General features: G+C 48.2%; 13 protein-coding genes and 2 pseudogenes. 3 read left to right on the top strand and 12 right to left on the bottom strand.

Going from position 1 to position 17,845, the window contains the following annotated elements:
• Positions 1-281: 281 nt before the first annotated feature.
• From J4F31_01950 to J4F31_01895, 12 genes and pseudogenes are all read right to left on the bottom strand, one after another.
• A complete protein-coding gene (locus J4F31_01950; protein ID MCE2495344.1) occupies positions 282-884 on the bottom strand; it encodes a nitroreductase family protein in 603 nt (200 codons plus the stop codon).
• 2 nt (positions 885-886) lie between these two features.
• A pseudogene (locus J4F31_01945) lies at positions 887-1,617 on the bottom strand (pirin family protein).
• Between the two features lie 72 nt (positions 1,618-1,689).
• Entirely contained in the window at positions 1,690-2,265 is a 576-nt protein-coding gene (locus J4F31_01940; GenBank protein MCE2495343.1) for a Crp/Fnr family transcriptional regulator, read from the bottom strand.
• 1 nt (position 2,266) lies between these two features.
• Positions 2,267-2,608: pseudogene (locus J4F31_01935) on the bottom strand (TfoX/Sxy family protein).
• Positions 2,609-2,837: 229 nt separating this feature from the next.
• Positions 2,838-3,224 carry a class I SAM-dependent methyltransferase gene (locus tag J4F31_01930; protein MCE2495342.1) on the bottom strand — a complete coding sequence of 129 codons (387 nt, stop codon included), beginning with the start codon at positions 3,222-3,224 and terminating at the stop codon, positions 2,838-2,840.
• Entirely contained in the window at positions 3,224-5,188 is a 1,965-nt protein-coding gene (locus J4F31_01925) for a hypothetical protein (GenBank protein MCE2495341.1), read from the bottom strand. The genes J4F31_01930 and J4F31_01925 overlap by 1 nt, the downstream gene beginning before the upstream one ends.
• A complete protein-coding gene (locus J4F31_01920) occupies positions 5,185-7,119 on the bottom strand; it encodes a transglutaminase domain-containing protein (GenBank protein ID MCE2495340.1) in 1,935 nt (644 codons plus the stop codon). The genes J4F31_01925 and J4F31_01920 overlap by 4 nt, the downstream gene beginning before the upstream one ends.
• Positions 7,106-10,390: a tetratricopeptide repeat protein gene (locus J4F31_01915; protein ID MCE2495339.1), complete on the bottom strand. Its 3,285-nt coding sequence runs from the start codon at positions 10,388-10,390 to the stop codon at positions 7,106-7,108. Before J4F31_01915 ends, J4F31_01920 begins: the two co-directional genes overlap by 14 nt.
• Before the next feature lie 104 nt (positions 10,391-10,494).
• Positions 10,495-10,887 carry a hypothetical protein gene (locus J4F31_01910; GenBank protein MCE2495338.1) on the bottom strand — a complete coding sequence of 131 codons (393 nt, stop codon included), beginning with the start codon at positions 10,885-10,887 and terminating at the stop codon, positions 10,495-10,497.
• Positions 10,888-10,919: 32 nt separating this feature from the next.
• Positions 10,920-12,137 carry an alanine dehydrogenase gene (locus J4F31_01905; GenBank protein MCE2495337.1) on the bottom strand — a complete coding sequence of 406 codons (1,218 nt, stop codon included), beginning with the start codon at positions 12,135-12,137 and terminating at the stop codon, positions 10,920-10,922.
• Positions 12,137-12,547, bottom strand: a complete 411-nt coding sequence (gene tsaE / locus J4F31_01900) for a tRNA (adenosine(37)-N6)-threonylcarbamoyltransferase complex ATPase subunit type 1 TsaE (GenBank protein MCE2495336.1) — start codon at positions 12,545-12,547, stop codon at positions 12,137-12,139. The genes J4F31_01905 and tsaE overlap by 1 nt, the downstream gene beginning before the upstream one ends.
• Entirely contained in the window at positions 12,544-14,097 is a 1,554-nt protein-coding gene (locus J4F31_01895) for a PglZ domain-containing protein (GenBank protein ID MCE2495335.1), read from the bottom strand. The genes tsaE and J4F31_01895 overlap by 4 nt, the downstream gene beginning before the upstream one ends.
• 46 nt (positions 14,098-14,143) lie before the next feature.
• Between J4F31_01895 and J4F31_01890 the strand changes: the two genes are divergently transcribed.
• The 3 genes from J4F31_01890 to J4F31_01880 are packed head-to-tail and all read left to right on the top strand — an operon-like array spanning position 14,144 to position 17,843.
• A complete protein-coding gene (locus J4F31_01890; protein ID MCE2495334.1) occupies positions 14,144-15,406 on the top strand; it encodes an HD domain-containing protein in 1,263 nt (420 codons plus the stop codon).
• Between the two features lie 20 nt (positions 15,407-15,426).
• Complete coding sequence (lpxD, locus tag J4F31_01885; protein ID MCE2495333.1) at positions 15,427-16,455, top strand: UDP-3-O-(3-hydroxymyristoyl)glucosamine N-acyltransferase; 1,029 nt, start codon at positions 15,427-15,429, stop codon at positions 16,453-16,455.
• Entirely contained in the window at positions 16,452-17,843 is a 1,392-nt protein-coding gene (locus J4F31_01880; protein MCE2495332.1) for a bifunctional UDP-3-O-[3-hydroxymyristoyl] N-acetylglucosamine deacetylase/3-hydroxyacyl-ACP dehydratase, read from the top strand. Before lpxD ends, J4F31_01880 begins: the two co-directional genes overlap by 4 nt.
• Positions 17,844-17,845 lie beyond the last annotated feature (2 nt).

Below are 17,845 nucleotides of genomic sequence, written 5' to 3'. Positions count from 1 at the left end.
ACAAAGTATTTAGTGAAGGCTAGTTCCCTTGCATCTATCCTTTTGTCTTATCCCGGCTAGTATTAACTGCCTTAAGTGCCGTTCAGATTCTTCGAGAACTATAAAACGTGTACGGCCGTTCCTTTTTTTCGGTATAGCATCGCTTACCAAACCCCACATCAGTTCGTACACCGGCCATTAAAGTCTCGAATATCAACAACTCTTATGACCTCTTTCTAATCCTCTATAACTATAAGAGGCTCCCGGTCGGGAGCCTTTTCGTTGTGATATATATTAAACGATCAGAATTCTTTCCGGACGGCGATTTGGTTTAGGGGTTTGCGTTTTCGTTCCGCGATCTCGCGGCTCTTAAAAGGCTCTTCCAATTGTTTTACATCGCCTCGAGGCCCGACTGCGAGGAAGCACACCGGCTCTTCGTGCTCGTCGAGTCCGAAGCGTTTCACCGTATCAGTGTGGTGATATCCACCGAGCATGTGCACATTGAGTCCCATTTCAGTAGCCTGAATGGTGAACTGCATATTAGCGGCTCCGGCATCGTGCATGTAGTGGCGATTGGGCATTCCATTGCGCTCGAAATGACGGCGTGAGGTACAGAGTACAAGAGCTCCGGCTTCCTTAACCCAAGGCTTGTTTCCGTCCATGAGCAATGTCCACATCTCATTGAATGCTGCCGTTCCCTGAAGTGCGAAATAGTACTTCCAAGGCTGCTCATTCATGGAGCTCGGCGCCCAATGGGCCGCTTCGATCAAGGTCAGAACTTGCTCATCGGTCAACGGCTCACCCGTATAGGCTCGACCGCTCCACCGCTTGCACAGTAGGTCCGACACTTCTGTTTCGGTCCTCGCTTTCTTGATCTCTTCAGTATTCGTCATCAAATCTTCCATGTTTATCGCATTGGCACTTCCATAAGTAACACTTCCGCACCATCAGTGTGCGAAGTTACGGCAATTTCTTGGGCTCCTTCTATCGCGAGCCCATCGCGTCGGGCCAAATCATGCCCGTCGATCGACACTTTACCTTCGATCACGAAGGCATAAATACCGTTTCCAGTTTTTTAACCTCATATCGCTCACCTTGTTCTCGGTTGAACTTCCCGAGATGAAACCAAGCGTCTTGGTGGATCCATACTCCTTCGTCGTCGGCATTCGAACTCAGAATTTGTTGGAATTGGCCCTCGCGGGCCGATGGGTCGAGTGTGATCTGGTCGTACAGCGGCAATACGTTGCTCTCTCGGGGGAATACCCAAATCTGCAGGAACTTCACCACCTTCTCGCGATTGGCGTTGAGTTCGCTGTGTTAAATTCCCGTTCCGGCGCTCATCACCTGCACATCGCCTTCTTTGATGACGCCATCGGTGCCCATGCTGTCGCGGTGACGCAAATCCCCTTCGAGTGGAATCGAAATGATCTCCATATTCTCGTGCGGATGAGTTCCAAAGCCCATTCCGGGTTGAACTTCATCGTCGTTGAGTACGCGAAGCACGCCGAATCCCATGCGATCGGGATCATAGTAGTTCGCAAAGATAAAGGCGTGGTGTGTATTGAGCCAACCGTGGTTGGCGTGTCCGCGCGAATCGGCGCGATGTAATATATATCGGGTCTTGGTTGCAGTATCCATAACGTATGAGTTAAGTTTCTATGCAAAGTTCCGAAGTCGACGGACGCCCTGCATTGAAATAGAACAAGAACGCTACTGGATACGTCGGTGGCGGATCTTGCTCAAGAACTCAGGCGTGATGCCCAAATAGGCAGCGATGTGTTTTTGGCTCACGCGGTTGGGGATGTCTGGATAGCGACGCAAGAACTCCTCGTAACGCTCTTCGGCCGGTTTGGCAACGGTCGTTACGAAACGGTGTTGTAGGGTGCTCAGGGCGCGTTCCAGAAGTTGGCGAAAAAGGCTTTCGAATACGGGTATTCTCCGATACAACTCATTTTTATCCTCGACCTTGATCATCAGCACTTCAGTATCATCCAGAGCTTCGATGTAGAACTCGGCCGGACGCCGCTCGATCTTGGAAGCTAAATCGCTGACCCACCAATCTTCAATGGCGAACATGAGGTTGACCTCTCCACCATTTTCGTCGAGGTAGTATACGCGGAGACAGCCCTTTTCTACGAAGGCTTCCCAATCGCGGATCTCGCCGGCTTTGAGTAAATGCTCTTTCTTCGCGAATTTTCGCGGCTTCAGAATAGAGTGGAAGTAGGCTCTTTCGTCGTTGTCGATCGATATGCAACGGTCGATGTACGCATCGATTCCGATCCTCATTTCTTCTTTGTTTGTTGGATTTAGCGATCGGATTAAAATCCAAGCAGGCGTCGACCCACCGGTCGAGGTGCTCCTGCTGATCCACGCCTTCGGGCGAAACGAAGTAAAAGCCCTTCATGGACTTTCCGGTGAAATCCATCATTCGGGTGCCCGGCATTCCAAGCCAGATGCTGTCTTCATTTGGAGTTACCCGCGCCATCAGTTCGTTCTTTACGACCCCAATGCACATTTTGTCATCGACCATAAAACAGAGCCCACCGAACATTTTCTTTTCAATGTAGGAGGTGGATCGCTGCTGAAGTGATTGCCTGATTCGTTCCGCAAGGTGTTCGTCAAAAGCCATGACTTGGAATTTCCGTCAAATTACGCTTTTTGTCCTATGTATCTGATCACCGCAGCTTCTCCTTTATGATATTGGCCTTCGGCCAGATGCACGACCTGCGTTTCACAGAGCTCTTCGGTGAGCGCTGAAAAATCGGAGCTCAATTTTTCAGGAGTATAGAGGAGCGATTCGTTTTGTGGGCCTCCGCTCGACCGACCGATTTGGTCGGGATTGAAGGCTTCCAGTATGATCAGGACTCCGGTACCAATCGGTCCGCAAGTCTCGGATGAATTTCTTCTCGAAGCGGGTCGGGCATGTGGGCATAAATGAGCGTGATGAGGTCGAAATCGCGCCAATCGTTGGGCAACTCCTGGTACGAGAAGTTCTCATAGACGAGATCTACTGATCTTTCTGAAGCGAGCGACATTGCCTTTTTTCGTCCGCTTGAGCTGTAGTCGAAGGCCCAAGCGTTCCAGCCAAGGGAAGCGGCATAAACAGCATTACGGCCTTCACCCTCGGCGGGGAAAAGAACCTTTCCGGCCGAGAGGCCGCGCAAACGAAGCTTCAAAAACTCGTTGGGCTCTTTGCCATAGGGAAACCCCTCCTCGGCGTACCGCTCATTCCAGAAATCCTGCATCACTTTGGTTCAAAGACGAGCGCTACTTTGTTGAAATCTGCGGCGGCGTTGATCACGGCCACGTACTCGTCGTACCGATCGAGCGGACAGTCAATGGTCTTGTAGTACTCGTATATGTCTACGATGATGGTATTTCCTTTGAGCCGATACTCCGAAATAAACCCGAATTGCTCACCGCTAATGCCTTCTGGCACCACATGGATATTGAGATCATCGAGATTGCTGGGCTCGTAACCTTCGGGTATTTCGATCTCGAGTGTGCGCTCGTACATGCGGCAATGCTCGGTTTCGATCGGCAATTGTCGCTTTTCTTCCTGATACATTTCGGCCTGTGGGCCAATGAGCTCTCCGGCATTCAGAATGATCTTGTTTCCGGCCAATTGTAGAAGATCAGGGGCGTTAAAGGAAGCTTCCATGATGAATGGTTTCTTCATGAAGTTTTCGGGGCCACCATTTCGGAAGATGACATTCGGCTCCTTTGCGTCCTGATAGAAGTTGCTGAGTAGATCGGTTCTGAATTCCTCCTGCTCCTCTTCGTCCATGAACTTCAGAGAGCCCTGTAGGCCCATCGCAGAGTAGCCGGTGAATTCTTGATACGAGTTTACATCCACGGTGGCGCGATCCGACCGAATTGCGGCACTCACGACCATTTTATGGTTACTCACCGTATCCTCGGGAACTTTGATCATTTCAATGCGGTCTACACCGGTCGTAATGTCTCCGGCTGAGACTTCCATGATAAAGAGGCCGTAGTTGAAGATGTGTGAGTCGCTGACCAACGGAAATCGCGAAAAGTTGTTTCCCGGATCGAGGTAACCATCCACTTCGGGGAGGTAGAGGAGAAAGTCGCGCAGGAATGTCGCCGATTCAATATCCTTTTGGAAGGGCAGCAAGAATCGATCCGAGGTGATAAGGAGCTCAACGGGAATGCCGGCGAGTTTGTAAAGTCGGTAAAGGACAAGTGCCGTTCCTTCGTCGTTGGCCACACCGTTGTCGAATATGAACTCGATATCTTCAAGGCGGTCGTCATTTATGCCTAGAATGGTGTGCTCCGATTTGAATGCGTTTTCGATCAGCCAAATGCGATCTTGCTGTGTGGGCTCGCTTTCATAATCAATCGTTTTCAGGAATTTACTGAGCTTTTTCTCAACACGCCCCTTAAGGTCTCTATTGAAGTTCGCGTAGACGTTCTGACTGATTTGAGAATAGGAGAAGATGTTTTTTGCCCCGGTGGAAAGATTCTCGTTCAGCTGCAAAATCAAAGTGGGGTTGTGTCGCTCTCGGTTGCTCGATGTTTCATTGTGCAGTGCTTCTAAATCGAATTGCTCACTCGAGAGCGAAAAAGCACCATCGGGCAAGGTGTCGCGGACAGGCATCGGGGCACCTGCAAAAACGCTGGACTCATACACCAGGTTTTCGGGAGAAATATGTTCAAAGAAGAACCGTTCACAGGGGTAATCATCTCGAAAGCTGTAGACCATATTCGTTTGCACAGCTGTTTGAAGGAAATAGTAATACTCGATGATACTCGCCATTTCCACTCCTTCAAGCGCAAAGTAGGTCACTTCTTCTTCGTCTTCGTTCGTGGAGTTTTGTACATCGGCCTTTCCAAGGCGCTTTACGGAACCGTCCGGCGATATCACACGAGCGTTGAATCGTATCAAATCCTGCTTGTCCCGAACGGGCAAAAAGATCTTGTTATAAGCATCAATAGCATCCAGACTGTTTACGTAAACCTGTTTGTGAACTAGACGATATTGATTCAATCGATCGTCTTCATAGACCTGCTCGATCTGAATTTCATAATCGACCATAACCAGCTCTTCCTCGGGATCATCAATGGTAGCGTAAATTTCGTCGTATTTTGGCTGTACCTTCCAAAACGAAATTTCATCAAGGTATTTTTGAGCGAATGTGAGCGAACCGGAAATCAAGGCGATCCCAAGTATTGTAGCTTTTTTCATGGATTGGGTTTGATGATGATTTGTTGTCTAAGGCTGTTAGAAATCGTATTGGCCAGATCAGTGTATTGATTGAGGTCTTCGGTCGATACCATCAATTGGTATTGATCGAGCTGTTGGTCGTATATGAGTTTATTGCCAACCACAGAGTAGTTGCTTTTATACCGACCGGTCGAGTTCGTAAAATCCGTGGCCTCCGGCAGGTAGTCGATTTCCCACTTTTCAATGTCTAGAATGTGTACCATTCGGTATTGAGCCAAAAACTTAAAGCTCAGACCTACTTCGCGATCTGGTTCTGGAGCCTCCTTGCTGAATACCTCTTCGATACTCATATTCACGATCGTTTCATCGTCCATTTGTAAAGCGTGATTAGGGAGGTCGAAGGTGTAGTGGACGATCAAGGATTTAGTGCGGTCATCTAAGTTCTCAAAATAGAGGGTGTCCAACATGAACTTGTTGGAACCTTTTTCGAGTAAGCTGCGAAAGATCTTCCTTTTCCGTCTTTCGTTGGCTCCTTCCAAAAGGTTCTCAAAATGCCCACGCTGATAACCTCTAACGGTTAGCTTTCCTTTTCCCGAAAGCACTCCGCCTTCTATATGAGTCCACACCGAATCGATTAATGCATTCAGTTCGGGTTTTGGGGTTGGAATAAGTTCAATGCGATAGTCTTTACAATCGAGATCAACGAAAGCCTCCTGCCCTTGTGTGAATTGCGAAGGGTATCCGAAAGGAATGTAAGGACTGGTTGCGTCGAGGAAGTAAGAAGTATCGGGTAGCTCTACCTGGGCGATCATATGATTATCGACCGCTGGGGAGGCGAATTCTTCGTAAGAGTAAGGGATGTCGCTAGTGCCAACCCATACGTGATGTGCTGTGATATCCTTGGAGCGGAGTAGAGCGACCAGCAAATTGCTCAAGCCTTTGCAATCGCCAAATCTACGGTCGCATACAGATATTGCTCTGTCCGGAATGTATCCGTTGTATCCGTCTTCGATGGCCACATATCGGATATTTTGTTGTACCCATTCAAAGATCATACGGGCCTGTTCGTTGGGATTGGTAATGCCTGCAGTGATGGAGTCCGCTAATTCCTTGATTCGATCAAGATCTTCACCTTTAGCCGATTCTGCCAGAAAGCCGCAATACCAGCTATGAAGATCGTCGGTGTTTCGCAGAACGAATTGCTGTTCGCCTTTCCCATCGCTGTAACCTGCAACTCGTACATGAATAGTAGGGGTGTAGTATCGGACCGGAGGGCCATTCGATTCGAATTGAACTCTGGGTGCCTCGGTTACAATATATCGGAGAATACGATTGCTTCCTTTTGTGTCTTCATCAACCCTGTACTCAACCCCATCGAATGCGTACAAGTTAATGATAAGCTCGACTTCCTCTGGGGAAACGATCTCGAAGACCATGTCCTCAACGGGCATAAAAGGATTAATTCGGAAGGAAGGAAGCAGGTGCATGTCGTTCAAAGCGTATGCACTGGCTACGTGTGTTTGACTCCCGCGTGTCAATTCATTGAATTCGAGCTGCGTTACCTTAAGGTCATCGTGAAAAATGGAACGGTCGCTGTCGTCATACTCTTTCGATACTTTCACGGGAAGCTTTTTGTATTTTGATTCCGACTTTGGATTCAATGCATAAGCGTCCCATTCAGTCATTTGACGAAAGCCAGAGCTGTACAAACTCCTGATTTGCAAGGCAGAAGGGGGTGCTTCAAGATGTAGGTCGGTTTCTTTGACCGTGTGTTTACCGATTAGCTGGTCGTCCTCAAAATAAAACTCCACCTTTTCGTGCAACTGAAGTCCCACTTGAGCTTGACCCGGGTATTTAGTAGAATACTGTTCAATGAGCTCATTCGGCTTTTGCGCCCAAATCAAAAGCGGGGTCAACAAGGTGAAGGTGAGTATTCCCTTAGTGATTCTCATATCCGACGATTTCATTCATTACAAAGTACAACGTGATCACCTTATTACCTTGCATATCGTAGTAGATTTTTTCGCCGTGGGTATAACCATAGTATTCAGTGCGCTTGATATAGGGTTGCCCGTTCTCGTAAAAGAATTCGATTAGACCATGCTCGACACCGTCCTTGTAGTTTTTGCGCATTCGGATATTTCCGTTCGGGTAGTAATCTTCTGAAACTCCCTGCCACAGGCCATATCCATCGCATTTTTTGCTGTACATCAATGACCCGTCGGGATGGTAAGCTTTGATCTCTCCCACGTTGCTGCCGAATTTGTACTCCGATTCAAGAGATACTTGACTGTTGGCATAGTAACAAACTACTTTTCCCGATTCGTTTTCCATCCAAATTGTATCGCTCAATACCCCAGGACTCTTTTCGTACTGATAGCCAACAAATACGCCTTCGTAGTAATGCTTTATATACATGATCTCTCCGGTTGGCGCATACCATGTATTTTCACCATGTGGTCTTCCTAAAACGAAGTTTCTCGTTCTGAACTCTTGACCATTGGAGTGGTATTCAGTAGTGGGGCCGTGTACAACATTGTCTAAATAGGTTGCAGTTTCTTCGACTTTTCTAGAAGGGTAATAAGTGATTCGCTCTCCTGACCTTCTGCCCAAAACGTTTTCAGCGGTACTCTCGATCTCACCCATTGGATTGTAAAAGGTCAATGCTCCGTGATTCGAATTGCTTAATTGATCAACTTTGAGCTGAATTTGTTCATTGGGGTAGTAAGTTGCACTCCTACCATGCGTGCCACCATTTATTATTTCATATTCCAATGATGGCTTTCCATTCGAGTAGTATCCAGTGAGCAATCCATCGCCATGGGATAATTTCGATGTGTCAATGGGGCTCCCCAAGGTGTCGTAACTGATCAATCCATTGAGGCGGTCCTCTTCATAGAGCCACTCTTCTTTAATATTCCCATTGGGCCAATACGATTCATTGAACCCGTAAACCTTGCCATCCTCGTACCAGCCCACGGAGCTCAATGATCCATCGGGGTAGTACGACCTCCACTCTCCCTGTTTGTCGCCGCCCCGATACAATCCAGAATCGGCGAGTACTCCGTGAACGTAATATTTCGATCCAGGACCTTCAGCGCTACCTTCTGAATTCGAGTGCCGACTAGCGACCATTCCATTGGAGTGGTACTCGATGTATTCTCCTTCCAGTTCGCCATCCCGGTAATTTCCGATCGAGCTTAGGACACCATCTTCGAAGAACTCCCACGTACCCGTTCTTTTTCCGTTCTCAAATAATCCCTGGGAAATCACTTCGCCATTTTCATCGAGAATACTCACCTCAACTTGTCGTCGTCCGGTATTATAGCGATTTATGACTTCTTCGTTTTCATCGAAAAACACGAGGGTTTGTAATGCTCCTTCTTTGTGTTCCTGTTTGCAATACAGGCTGCCGTCACCTCGGAAGTATTGTGATACGCCGTCTTGCTCACCGCCGCTATAGCTTTCTTTTGAGATCAATTTTCCAAAGACATCAAAATTATCGATCACGCCTTCGTATTCATCATCGGCCGCTCTTCCTTCAGAACGCTTTTCACCGGTCGAGTAATAGGTAGTGAAAGGTCCGTTGGATTTTCCATCGATGTACACCTGCTGATCAACGAGCTGCCCGTTATACGCATACTGAAGTCTTTTGCCGTTGATGTAATTGTCCGTGACATCGAACTCGAGGTACAGCGAGCTGTCGGCATAGAACTCTTCAAACTTTCCCTGAAACACTCCCATGTCACGCGCATAAATGTACTCGATCTGCCCGAATGCAAAGTATTCTGTGACCTCTCCGTCATAGGTTCCGTCAACAGCTTCCACTTCGCTTTGCAGAGAACCGTTTGGATAGTACTCTTTCTCAGGGCCGTGTTTTTTTCCATCCCTGTACATTGAAGATATACTTATTACTCCATTCGGGTAGAATTCCTTCCATTCACCATTCAATTCTTGGTCCTCAAAATGTTGGATCCTTAAGGTGTCGTGATACTTGCGATAGAAGATTAGATCGCCATCGGGTTTGCCATCTATGAACTGCGATTCAGACAGTAAAGCCCCATCTCTATAAAAGTACTGCCAGTATCCGTTCATGGTACCATCGCGATCTAATTCACCTCGAGCAATGACGTAATCCGATTGGCCGTCAAACCTAGTAGTCATATCGATCATTTCACCATTAACTTCTACGGGATAAACCTCGTGCATCGAAATAAATTCGTTGGCAAGCCGTGTGCGAAGCTCCACGAGCTTGTTCGTGTTCTTATTGACCTGCTTTTGAATGCTTTCCAGCCCGGAACTATTGATGGTCAACAGAGAAAGGAGTTTGTATTTCTCGGCCGCCATGAGTTCGACGAAATCGTGATAATAGTCTCCCCAGAAACCATTCGACTTGGGCAATTTGGCCACCTCGTTAATGGTCAAGTGTATTGCTTCCGTGATCGGGAATACGGTCTTCGCCCCTGATTTATACTGACGGTTCTGAGCTACTTGGCTTTCGAGAAGGCGATCGACCCTTTCGTACTCGGGTTCAACCGACGTTTGATCCGAGGTCCCATATTCGTCATATGCCATCTGTGCAAGTTCGTCCATGCGCACCACCAAGGGGAAAGACACCGATGCGTCTAACTCAAATACCAAGGCCGTTGTGTAACAAATCATAGCTTGAGTAATGCGACCCTCTCGAGTACACAGGTCACCCAGACGTCGATGGCCAGAGGCAAACATGGGATTGCGGCGAAGGAGGTCTTGGTAGATCTCCAAGGCTTTTTCGTATTCATCGGTCATTTCGAACGACGTCGCATAATTCAACCGAATCATTGCATTTTCAGGATAGCGTTTGATGCCGATCTCAAAGATCTCCCGTGCTTCATCGTACCGCTCAAGTTCATCCAAACAAGAGCCGGTGAGTTGATAGATGTTGGGTTCATCACTTTCTTTATGGATCTCCTCCATACCGATCATGACGGCCGTTTCATAATCCTCTAGTGCATTGTAAGTTAGCATGGCCTCATAACGAGCCCGTGTGTAAGATGAGTCTCCGGGATTGATCATGTTGAAGAGCTCCAGAGCTTCTTCATATTCTCCTTCGTCGTAGGATTGGATTCCGGTTCTAATAAGCTCCGAACCGGTGTATATATTCCCGTCTAACATGTACTGGGCAAAGACCTGCCCTCCCGTGAACATGAGGAACATGCACAGCAAAAAGCGATAAATTGTCATGAGTGGCGCATTGGTTAATGGCTCCTTAAAACTAAAAAAAAATGGCAACCCAGCTTTGGGTTGCCAAATAATTATTAATAATTACAAAGGTCCCGTTGCCAGTTTTATGGGCAATCACACTCTTTTACATTGTTTCCCGTGATATCCAGAACGAAAGAGATGGAATCTCGATTTTCGACCAAAACATGAATTGCAAGGTCCGCGTGTTCTATGCTATAACGGCCAAACGGCTCGCGACGAGGGTCACTGGCTCTAAAGTCCACGTCTCCGTACCACCAGAATCCGGCCATAGCCGTTGAATCGAGCTCCATGCATTCGATCTTGCAAGCCGCCGAATCGGAATATTCCACAGTTCCTTGCCGAAGGTGGCTCAAGACCCGAGCATTTGGAAAGTAGTTACACGAGATGTCCGTCCGCTGCCCAAAAAGGGCGTATACTAGTCCGGCACCCAAAATGAATCCAACACCGTAGTACTTGAATCGCTGAATAAGTTTCAATGAAAGTAGATTTCGGGCAAAGGTACGAACCCTTACAGTGCGGCGAGCAAAAGGTCGAGGTTCTTCCAAGGAAGTTTGTACCATTCGCCAATGCCCTTGTTCGTGAGAACCCCATTGTACATGTAGAGCCCGTGACGCAATCCTTTATTGAATCGGAGCATGGCGTCGATTCCACCTTGCTCCCCGGCACTCATGAGAATGGGCATGAATATATTGCTCAAACTCAGGCTGGCCGTGCGAGCCACACGACTCGCAATGTTCGGCACACCGTAGTGGATCACGTCGTACTTTCGATAGGTTGGTTTCTCGTGGGTAGTGATCTCCGAGGTCTCGAAACAACCGCCTTGGTCAATGCTTACATCGACCACGACCGAACCGGCCTTCATTTGCTGAACCATTTCTTCGGTAACGATACACGGGGTTCGCCCCTCGTCGGCCCTAATGGCCCCGATCACCACATCGGTCCGCTTGAGGGCCTTTTCCAAAACCTTTGGCTGTACCACGCTCGTGGCGATACGTTGATGAAGGTCGTTTTGAAGGCGACGCAAGCGCGTCAAACTTTTATCAAAAACCTTTACCTGAGCACCCAGTCCAATGGCGGCACGGCATGCGAATTCGCCAACCGTACCGGCGCCGAGGATCACCACATCGGTCGGACCCACACCGCTGATTCCTCCCAACATCAAGCCCTTTCCGTTGTTGGCATTGCTCATAAGCTCCGCCGCGATCAAGATGGCCGTATTCCCCGCGATCTCACTCATGGAGCGCACCACTGGCATAATACCGTCATCGTCCATCATATAGTCAAAGGCAATAGCCGAAACGTGCTTGTTCATCAGGGCCTTGAAATAGCGATCGTCTTGGATCTTCAGCTGCAAAGCGCTTATGAGCGTTTGCTTGCTGTGTAGTAGTTCGATCTCCTTTAAAGTGGGCGGATGTACCTTCAGGATGGTCTGAGCCTCAAAGATCTTCTTCGGTTCGTAGCAAATCTCGGCCCCCGAATCGCTGTAGTCCTGATCGCTAAAACTGGCATCGGCACCCGCCCCTGTCTCCACGCGAACCCGATGGCCATTTCGCACCAATACCTCCACGGCATCGGGAGCCAAAGCAATTCGCCGCTCCATGTATTCGGTCTCCTTCGGAATACCGATAAAAAGATCCTTCTTCTTGCGCCCGACCTCGAGCCTCTCCTCCTGCGGCAACAACGTTTCCGATGAAAAACTGAGGAATTGGGGTTGGTTTCCTGCCATTACGTCTCCATTTCAATAATCCGTGTAGAATTTACGACTTCTATCCGAATTACTGTTACTGCCTGCGGCAGGAAGGCCATCACGCACTCCGGCCATTCCATCAGGCATAGATGACCGCTATCCCAATACTCTTCAATTCCGAAGTCCAACGCTTCTTCCGCGTCGTCCAGGCGGTAAAAATCAAAATGATATACCGGTTCCCCGTTACCACTTAGGTACTCGTTCACAATTCTAAAAGTAGGGCTACTGGCTTCTTCTGCGCAGTTCAAGACAAGGCAAAATGCCTTGATCAAGGTCGTTTTTCCGGCACCCATTTCGCCGTAGAATGCCATGAGTGGATACGGCGTCTGGTCCAGAATTTTCTCAGCGACATTCAGTAACTCGGACTCGTCCCGGACCTCGAACCTCATTTTGCTCTGAGTTCAACGAATGGAACCAATACCTCTTCCAATGAAATGCCACCGTGTTGGTAGGTGTTTCGGTAGTATTTTACGTAGTGATTGTAGTTGTTCGGATATGCGAAGAACAGATCATCCTTGGCGAACAAATACTTGGTGCTCACATTCGGCTTTGGCAGCCCAATACACTCCGGATCACTGACCGCATACGCGTCCTTGCCTTCGTAGGATAGGTTCTTACCTTGCTTGTACCTCAAATTCGTGTTGACCTCGCGATCACCAACTACCTTGGTTGGCTCACCAACATTAATGGTTCCGTGATCGGTGGTAATGAATACGCGAGCATCGGTATTGGCCAGATCGCGCAACATTTCCAGAAGGGGCGAATTTCGGAACCAGCTCAAAGTCAGGGATCGATACGCCTTGTCGTCATCGGCCAATTCCTTGATCATGTCCATGTCCGTCTTAGCATGCGAAAGCATGTCCACGAAGTTGTACACGATCACGTTCAAGGCGTTTTGTTGTAAATTTTTGAGGTTCGATGCGAGCCTTTTTCCGTAGTCGAGCCTCAGCACCTTGTGATAGCTGAACTTGTAGTCTTTTCCACTGCGCTTTAACAACTCGCCCAAAAGGTCGTCCTCGTGTCCGTTCTTAGCGCCTTCCTCATTATCGTGAACCCACCATTCGGGGTATCGTTTGTGGATCTCCCTGGGCATGAGTCCGGAGAAAAGAGCATTCCGGGCGAACTGCGTGGCCGTGGGCAGAATAGAGTAATAGAGGTGTTCTTCTTCTACGGCGAAGTACTCACTCAAGATGGGTGCCAACACCTTCCATTGGTCGTAGCGCAAGTTGTCGATCACGAATAAATAGGTCGAGCGCTCCGGGCTCAGCTGTGGAATGAGGTATTTTCTCAAAAGCTCATGACTGAGAACGGGACGGTCTGTATTGGCATCGTTGAGCCAGCCTTCGTATTCGTCCTCAATGAATTTACTGAACAGGTGGTTGGCTTCGGTCTTTTGCGTTTGCAGTATTTCCTGCATGCCGCTTTCGTCGAGCTCATCCATGCGGAGCTCCCAGCCAACCAGCTTTTTGTACATCTCGCTCCAATCTTCATGGTTGCGGAGATCCATCAGCTCCATTCCGATCTTGCGAAATTCCTGTTGGTAGTTGATCTGTGTTTTTTCACTGACCAACCTTTTGGCGTCGAGATTTCTTTTGATGCTCAAAAGAATTTGATTCGGATTTACCGGTTTAATGAGGTAGTCTGAGATCTTTTGGCCAATGGCGTCCTCCATGATGTATTCTTCTTCACTCTTTGTGATCATCACCACTGGGAGATTAGCCTCTTTCTCCTTGATCTCCGTCAAGGTTTCGAGTCCCGTTAATCCGGGCATATTCTCATCGAGAAAAACGATGTCGTAGCTCGACTCGTCAATTTGGTCCAGAGCATCGTCACCGTTGGTCACGGTATCGACCTCGTAGCCCTTTTGTTCCAAAAACATGATGTGTGGTTTGAGCAAGTCGATCTCATCGTCTGCCCACAGAATGCGTATTTTTTGCATCTTCGCTTTAGCGTTAAGTGTTCAAAATTAGCAAAAGCCTTTTCCTTTGCCTCAGCCGCGTGTCAATAAAAAAAAGATCCTCAACGATCCTATCTACGGCTTCATTACCATACCTAACGAACTTACCTTCGATCTTATTGAGCATCCTTACTTCCAAAGATTGAGAAGGATCACTCAACTGGGCCTGACCTACCTCGTCTACCCCGGAGCTTACCATACTCGATTCCACCACGCTTTAGGCGCTATGCACCTGATGCAACAGGCCGTGAGCGTGCTACGGTCTAAAGGTTGCGATATTTCGGATAGGGAAGAAGAGGCCGTTTACATTGGGATTTTATTACACGATGTCGGGCATGGGCCTTTTTCTCACGCTCTCGAAACTTGTATTGTCCCGGGAGTCCAGCACGAGCGAATCAGTTTGGCCATCATGGAAAGATTGAACGAGATCTTTCCTGGAAAACTCAACTTGGCCATGGAAATTTTTAAGGATGAGTATCCGAAAAAGTTTCTTCATCAGCTGATTTCGGGTCAACTCGATATGGATCGTCTCGATTATTTGCGGCGCGATAGTTTTTATAGCGGGGTATCGGAAGGGCAGGTAGGTACCGAGCGCCTTCTGAAGATGTTGAACGTTGCCAACGACCAATTGGTGCTCGATGCCAAAGCGGTATACAGTGTGGAGAAGTTTCTCGTGGCCCGTCGATTGATGTATTGGCAGGTCTATCTACATAAAACCGTTCTCGTGGCCGAGTATATTCTCATGAATATTCTTCGTCGAGGCAAGAATCTCACCCGACAGGGGCACAACTTATTTGCCACGGAGGTATTTAAGGTGTTCTTGACATCTGATATCGGACCAGAGGAATTCTATAAAGACTTTGATCTGCTGGAGCAGTTCACGGATTTGGACGATATGGACATCATGGCGAGCATCAAGGAATGGAAGTCACATGAAGACCCAATTTTAGCTCGACTTTCGGCGGCGTTGATCGATCGCAGGTTGTTCAGAATCGAACTTTCCTCGACTCCGTTCCCGGATCGCGTGATTCAACACTTTAAAGCGGAAGTTTGCGAGAAGTATAACATCCGGCCGATCGAGGCCGATTATATGGTTTATGTAGACTCGATCACCAATAATTTATACGATCCTAAAAAGGATTCCATAAAACTACTTTATCGCGATGGAAGTCTGAAAGACGTTACCGAGGCATCGGATCATCTTCAATGGGGCTCGCTTCAGGGGCAGGTTACCAAGCACCATTTGATATATCCGAAGTCATGTCGACCGTATTCCGAATCGCCGAACTAAAAAACACTAATTTTGCCAGAATGGAATTTACGGCGCAACAAATAGCCGAAGTGCTTGAGGGTGAAACGGTAGGCAATGCGAATGCAGTGGTCGATCGCTTTGCTAAAATCGAAGAAGGAACCGAAAGGTCCCTCACTTTTCTGGCGAATCCCAAGTACACTCAGTATATCTACGACACTTTGTCTTCCGTGGTCATCGTAAACCGCAATTTTGAACCCGAACGGGAGGTTCAGGCTACGATGATCAAGGTAGACGATGCTTATCAAAGTTTTGCGCGCCTTTTGAATTGGTACGACAGCCAACGAAAGGTGAAGGTCGGAGTTGAATCAGGAGCTTTTATCGACGATTCGGCCGAGATCGGTGAAGGTGTGTATATCGCTTCTGACACCTACATTGCGGGCAATGCCAAGATCGGTGACGGAGCCAAGATCTATCCCCATTGCTACATTGGAGAAGGCGTTACGATAGGTAAAGAAACCACCCTTTACGCCGGAGTGCGAATCGAGTACGATTGCATCATCGGAGACCACTGCCGTTTGCACGGAGGAGTGACCATTGGTGGAGACGGATTTGGATTTGCTCCGAACGGAGAAGACTCGTATGACAAAGTTGCCCAGATCGGGAACGTGGTCATCGAGGATCATGTCGAGATCGGAGCAAATACGACCATAGATCGTGCTACCATTGGGTCGACGGTGATCCAAAAAGGTGTTAAACTCGACAACCTGATCCAAATCGCTCACAATTGTGTGATCGGTGAAAATACGGTGATCGCCGGGCAGTGTGGTTTTGCCGGATCCGTGAAAGTGGGTAAGAACTGTATGATCGGCGGGCAAGTAGGCGTAGCCGGGCACTTGACCATCGGCGATAATGTGAAGGTGGCGGCACAGTCGGGAATATCGAGTAGTGTGCCAGATGGACAGATCATCATGGGTTCGCCTGCATTCAATTTGAAGGATTTCCGTAAATCTTATATTCACTTCAGAAAACTAGCGGAATTGGTCGATCGGGTCGAAGCACTCGAGAACGAGCAAAAGAAAAAATCATGAAGGGGAATCAAAATACCATCAAAAAGCCGGTGTCGATCTCAGGAGCGGGGTTACACACGGGCAAAGAAGTTACATTGACCTTTAATCCGGCCAAGGAGAATCACGGCATCGTCTTCCGTAGAACGGATCTCGAAGAAAAGCCATTGGTTCACCCAAGCTGCCGTTTCGTGGTTGATACCCATCGCGGAACCACCATTGAGGAAAAAGGCGTTCAGGTATTAACGGTCGAACATGTGTTGGCAGCCATTGCCGGACTTGAGATTGATAACCTATTGATCGACATTAACTCCGAAGAGCCGCCTATTTGCGACGGTAGCGCCAAGGAGTTTTTGGAAGCATTGGAATCGGTCGGAATCGAAGATCAAGAAGCTCCTCGCGACTTCTACGAGATCACTGAAAATATTCGGTATACGGATGAAAAGAATGGGGTCGAGATCATTGGAATGCCAGCAGACGACTTTTCCATTACCGTAATGATTGACTTCGATAGCTTGATTCTGCGCAATCAGTTCGCGCATATGGAGCAGATCGATGAGTTCAAGTCCGGATTCAGTAGAGCGCGTACCTTTAGTTTCTTGCACGAGCTCAACATGCTACTCGACGCGGGGCGAATCAAAGGCGGTGACCTCAATAACGCGATCATTTATATTGACGAACAGATCTCCGAAAAAGATCTTAAACGACTGCGAAAGGTCTTTGGACGCGATGACATCAACGTGAGTCAGGCCGGAATCCTGAATAACCTGGAACTCGAGCACCCAAATGAGGCTGCCCGTCATAAATTATTGGACGTCTTGGGTGATTTGACCTTGATAGGAAAGCCCATCAAAGGCCGTATTATCGCCACTCGACCCGGGCATACCGCCAATACTGAATTCGCGAAACTCTTGGCTGCAGAGATCCGAATGCAAGACAAGAAAGCTCCGGTAGTTGATTTCTCTGCCGAGCCGTTGTACGATGTGAACAAGGTCATGGCGACCCTACCTCACCGTCCGCCTTTTTTGTTGGTCGATAAGATCGTTGAACTTACTGATGAATACGTGATCGGGGTCAAGAACGTGACTATGAACGAACCTTTCTTTGTAGGGCACTTTCCCGGAGAACCCGTGATGCCCGGGGTGTTGCAAATCGAAGCCATGGCTCAAGTAGGAGGGATTCTCGTACTGAATACCGTGCCCGACCCAGAAAATTACACCACGTATTTCATGAAGATCGACCAGGCTAAATTCAAGAAAAAGATCGTTCCAGGCGACACTCTCGTTTTTAAACTCAAACTCATCACCCCCATTCGTAGAGGGATCGCCCATATGTTTGGAAGGGGCTATGTCGGCGACGCTATTGCGATCGAAGCCGAAATGATGGCCCAGATCGTTAAGAACCGAAACTAATT

The organism is Flavobacteriales bacterium (assembly GCA_021296215.1).
Taxonomy (GTDB): Bacteria; Bacteroidota; Bacteroidia; order Flavobacteriales; family ECT2AJA-044; genus ECT2AJA-044.
Note: the sequence above shows the minus strand (reverse complement) of the source record. Positions and strands in the feature narration are given on the sequence as shown.

Bases quoted from the DNA above. Each gene is read 5' to 3' on its own strand.
- J4F31_01950 (MCE2495344.1), bottom strand. From the start codon at position 884: ATGGAAGATTTGATGACGAATACTGAAGAGATCAAGAAAGCGAGGACC.
- J4F31_01940 (MCE2495343.1), bottom strand. From the start codon at position 2,265: ATGAGGATCGGAATCGATGCGTACATCGACCGTTGCATATCGATCGAC.
- J4F31_01930 (MCE2495342.1), bottom strand. From the start codon at position 3,224: ATGCAGGATTTCTGGAATGAGCGGTACGCCGAGGAGGGGTTTCCCTAT.
- J4F31_01925 (MCE2495341.1), bottom strand. From the start codon at position 5,188: ATGAAAAAAGCTACAATACTTGGGATCGCCTTGATTTCCGGTTCGCTC.
- J4F31_01920 (MCE2495340.1), bottom strand. From the start codon at position 7,119: ATGAGAATCACTAAGGGAATACTCACCTTCACCTTGTTGACCCCGCTT.
- J4F31_01915 (MCE2495339.1), bottom strand. From the start codon at position 10,390: ATGACAATTTATCGCTTTTTGCTGTGCATGTTCCTCATGTTCACGGGA.
- J4F31_01905 (MCE2495337.1), bottom strand. From the start codon at position 12,137: ATGGCAGGAAACCAACCCCAATTCCTCAGTTTTTCATCGGAAACGTTG.
- tsaE (MCE2495336.1), bottom strand. From the start codon at position 12,547: ATGAGGTTCGAGGTCCGGGACGAGTCCGAGTTACTGAATGTCGCTGAG.
- J4F31_01895 (MCE2495335.1), bottom strand. From the start codon at position 14,097: ATGCAAAAAATACGCATTCTGTGGGCAGACGATGAGATCGACTTGCTC.
- lpxD (MCE2495333.1), top strand. From the start codon at position 15,427: ATGGAATTTACGGCGCAACAAATAGCCGAAGTGCTTGAGGGTGAAACG.
- J4F31_01880 (MCE2495332.1), top strand. From the start codon at position 16,452: ATGAAGGGGAATCAAAATACCATCAAAAAGCCGGTGTCGATCTCAGGA.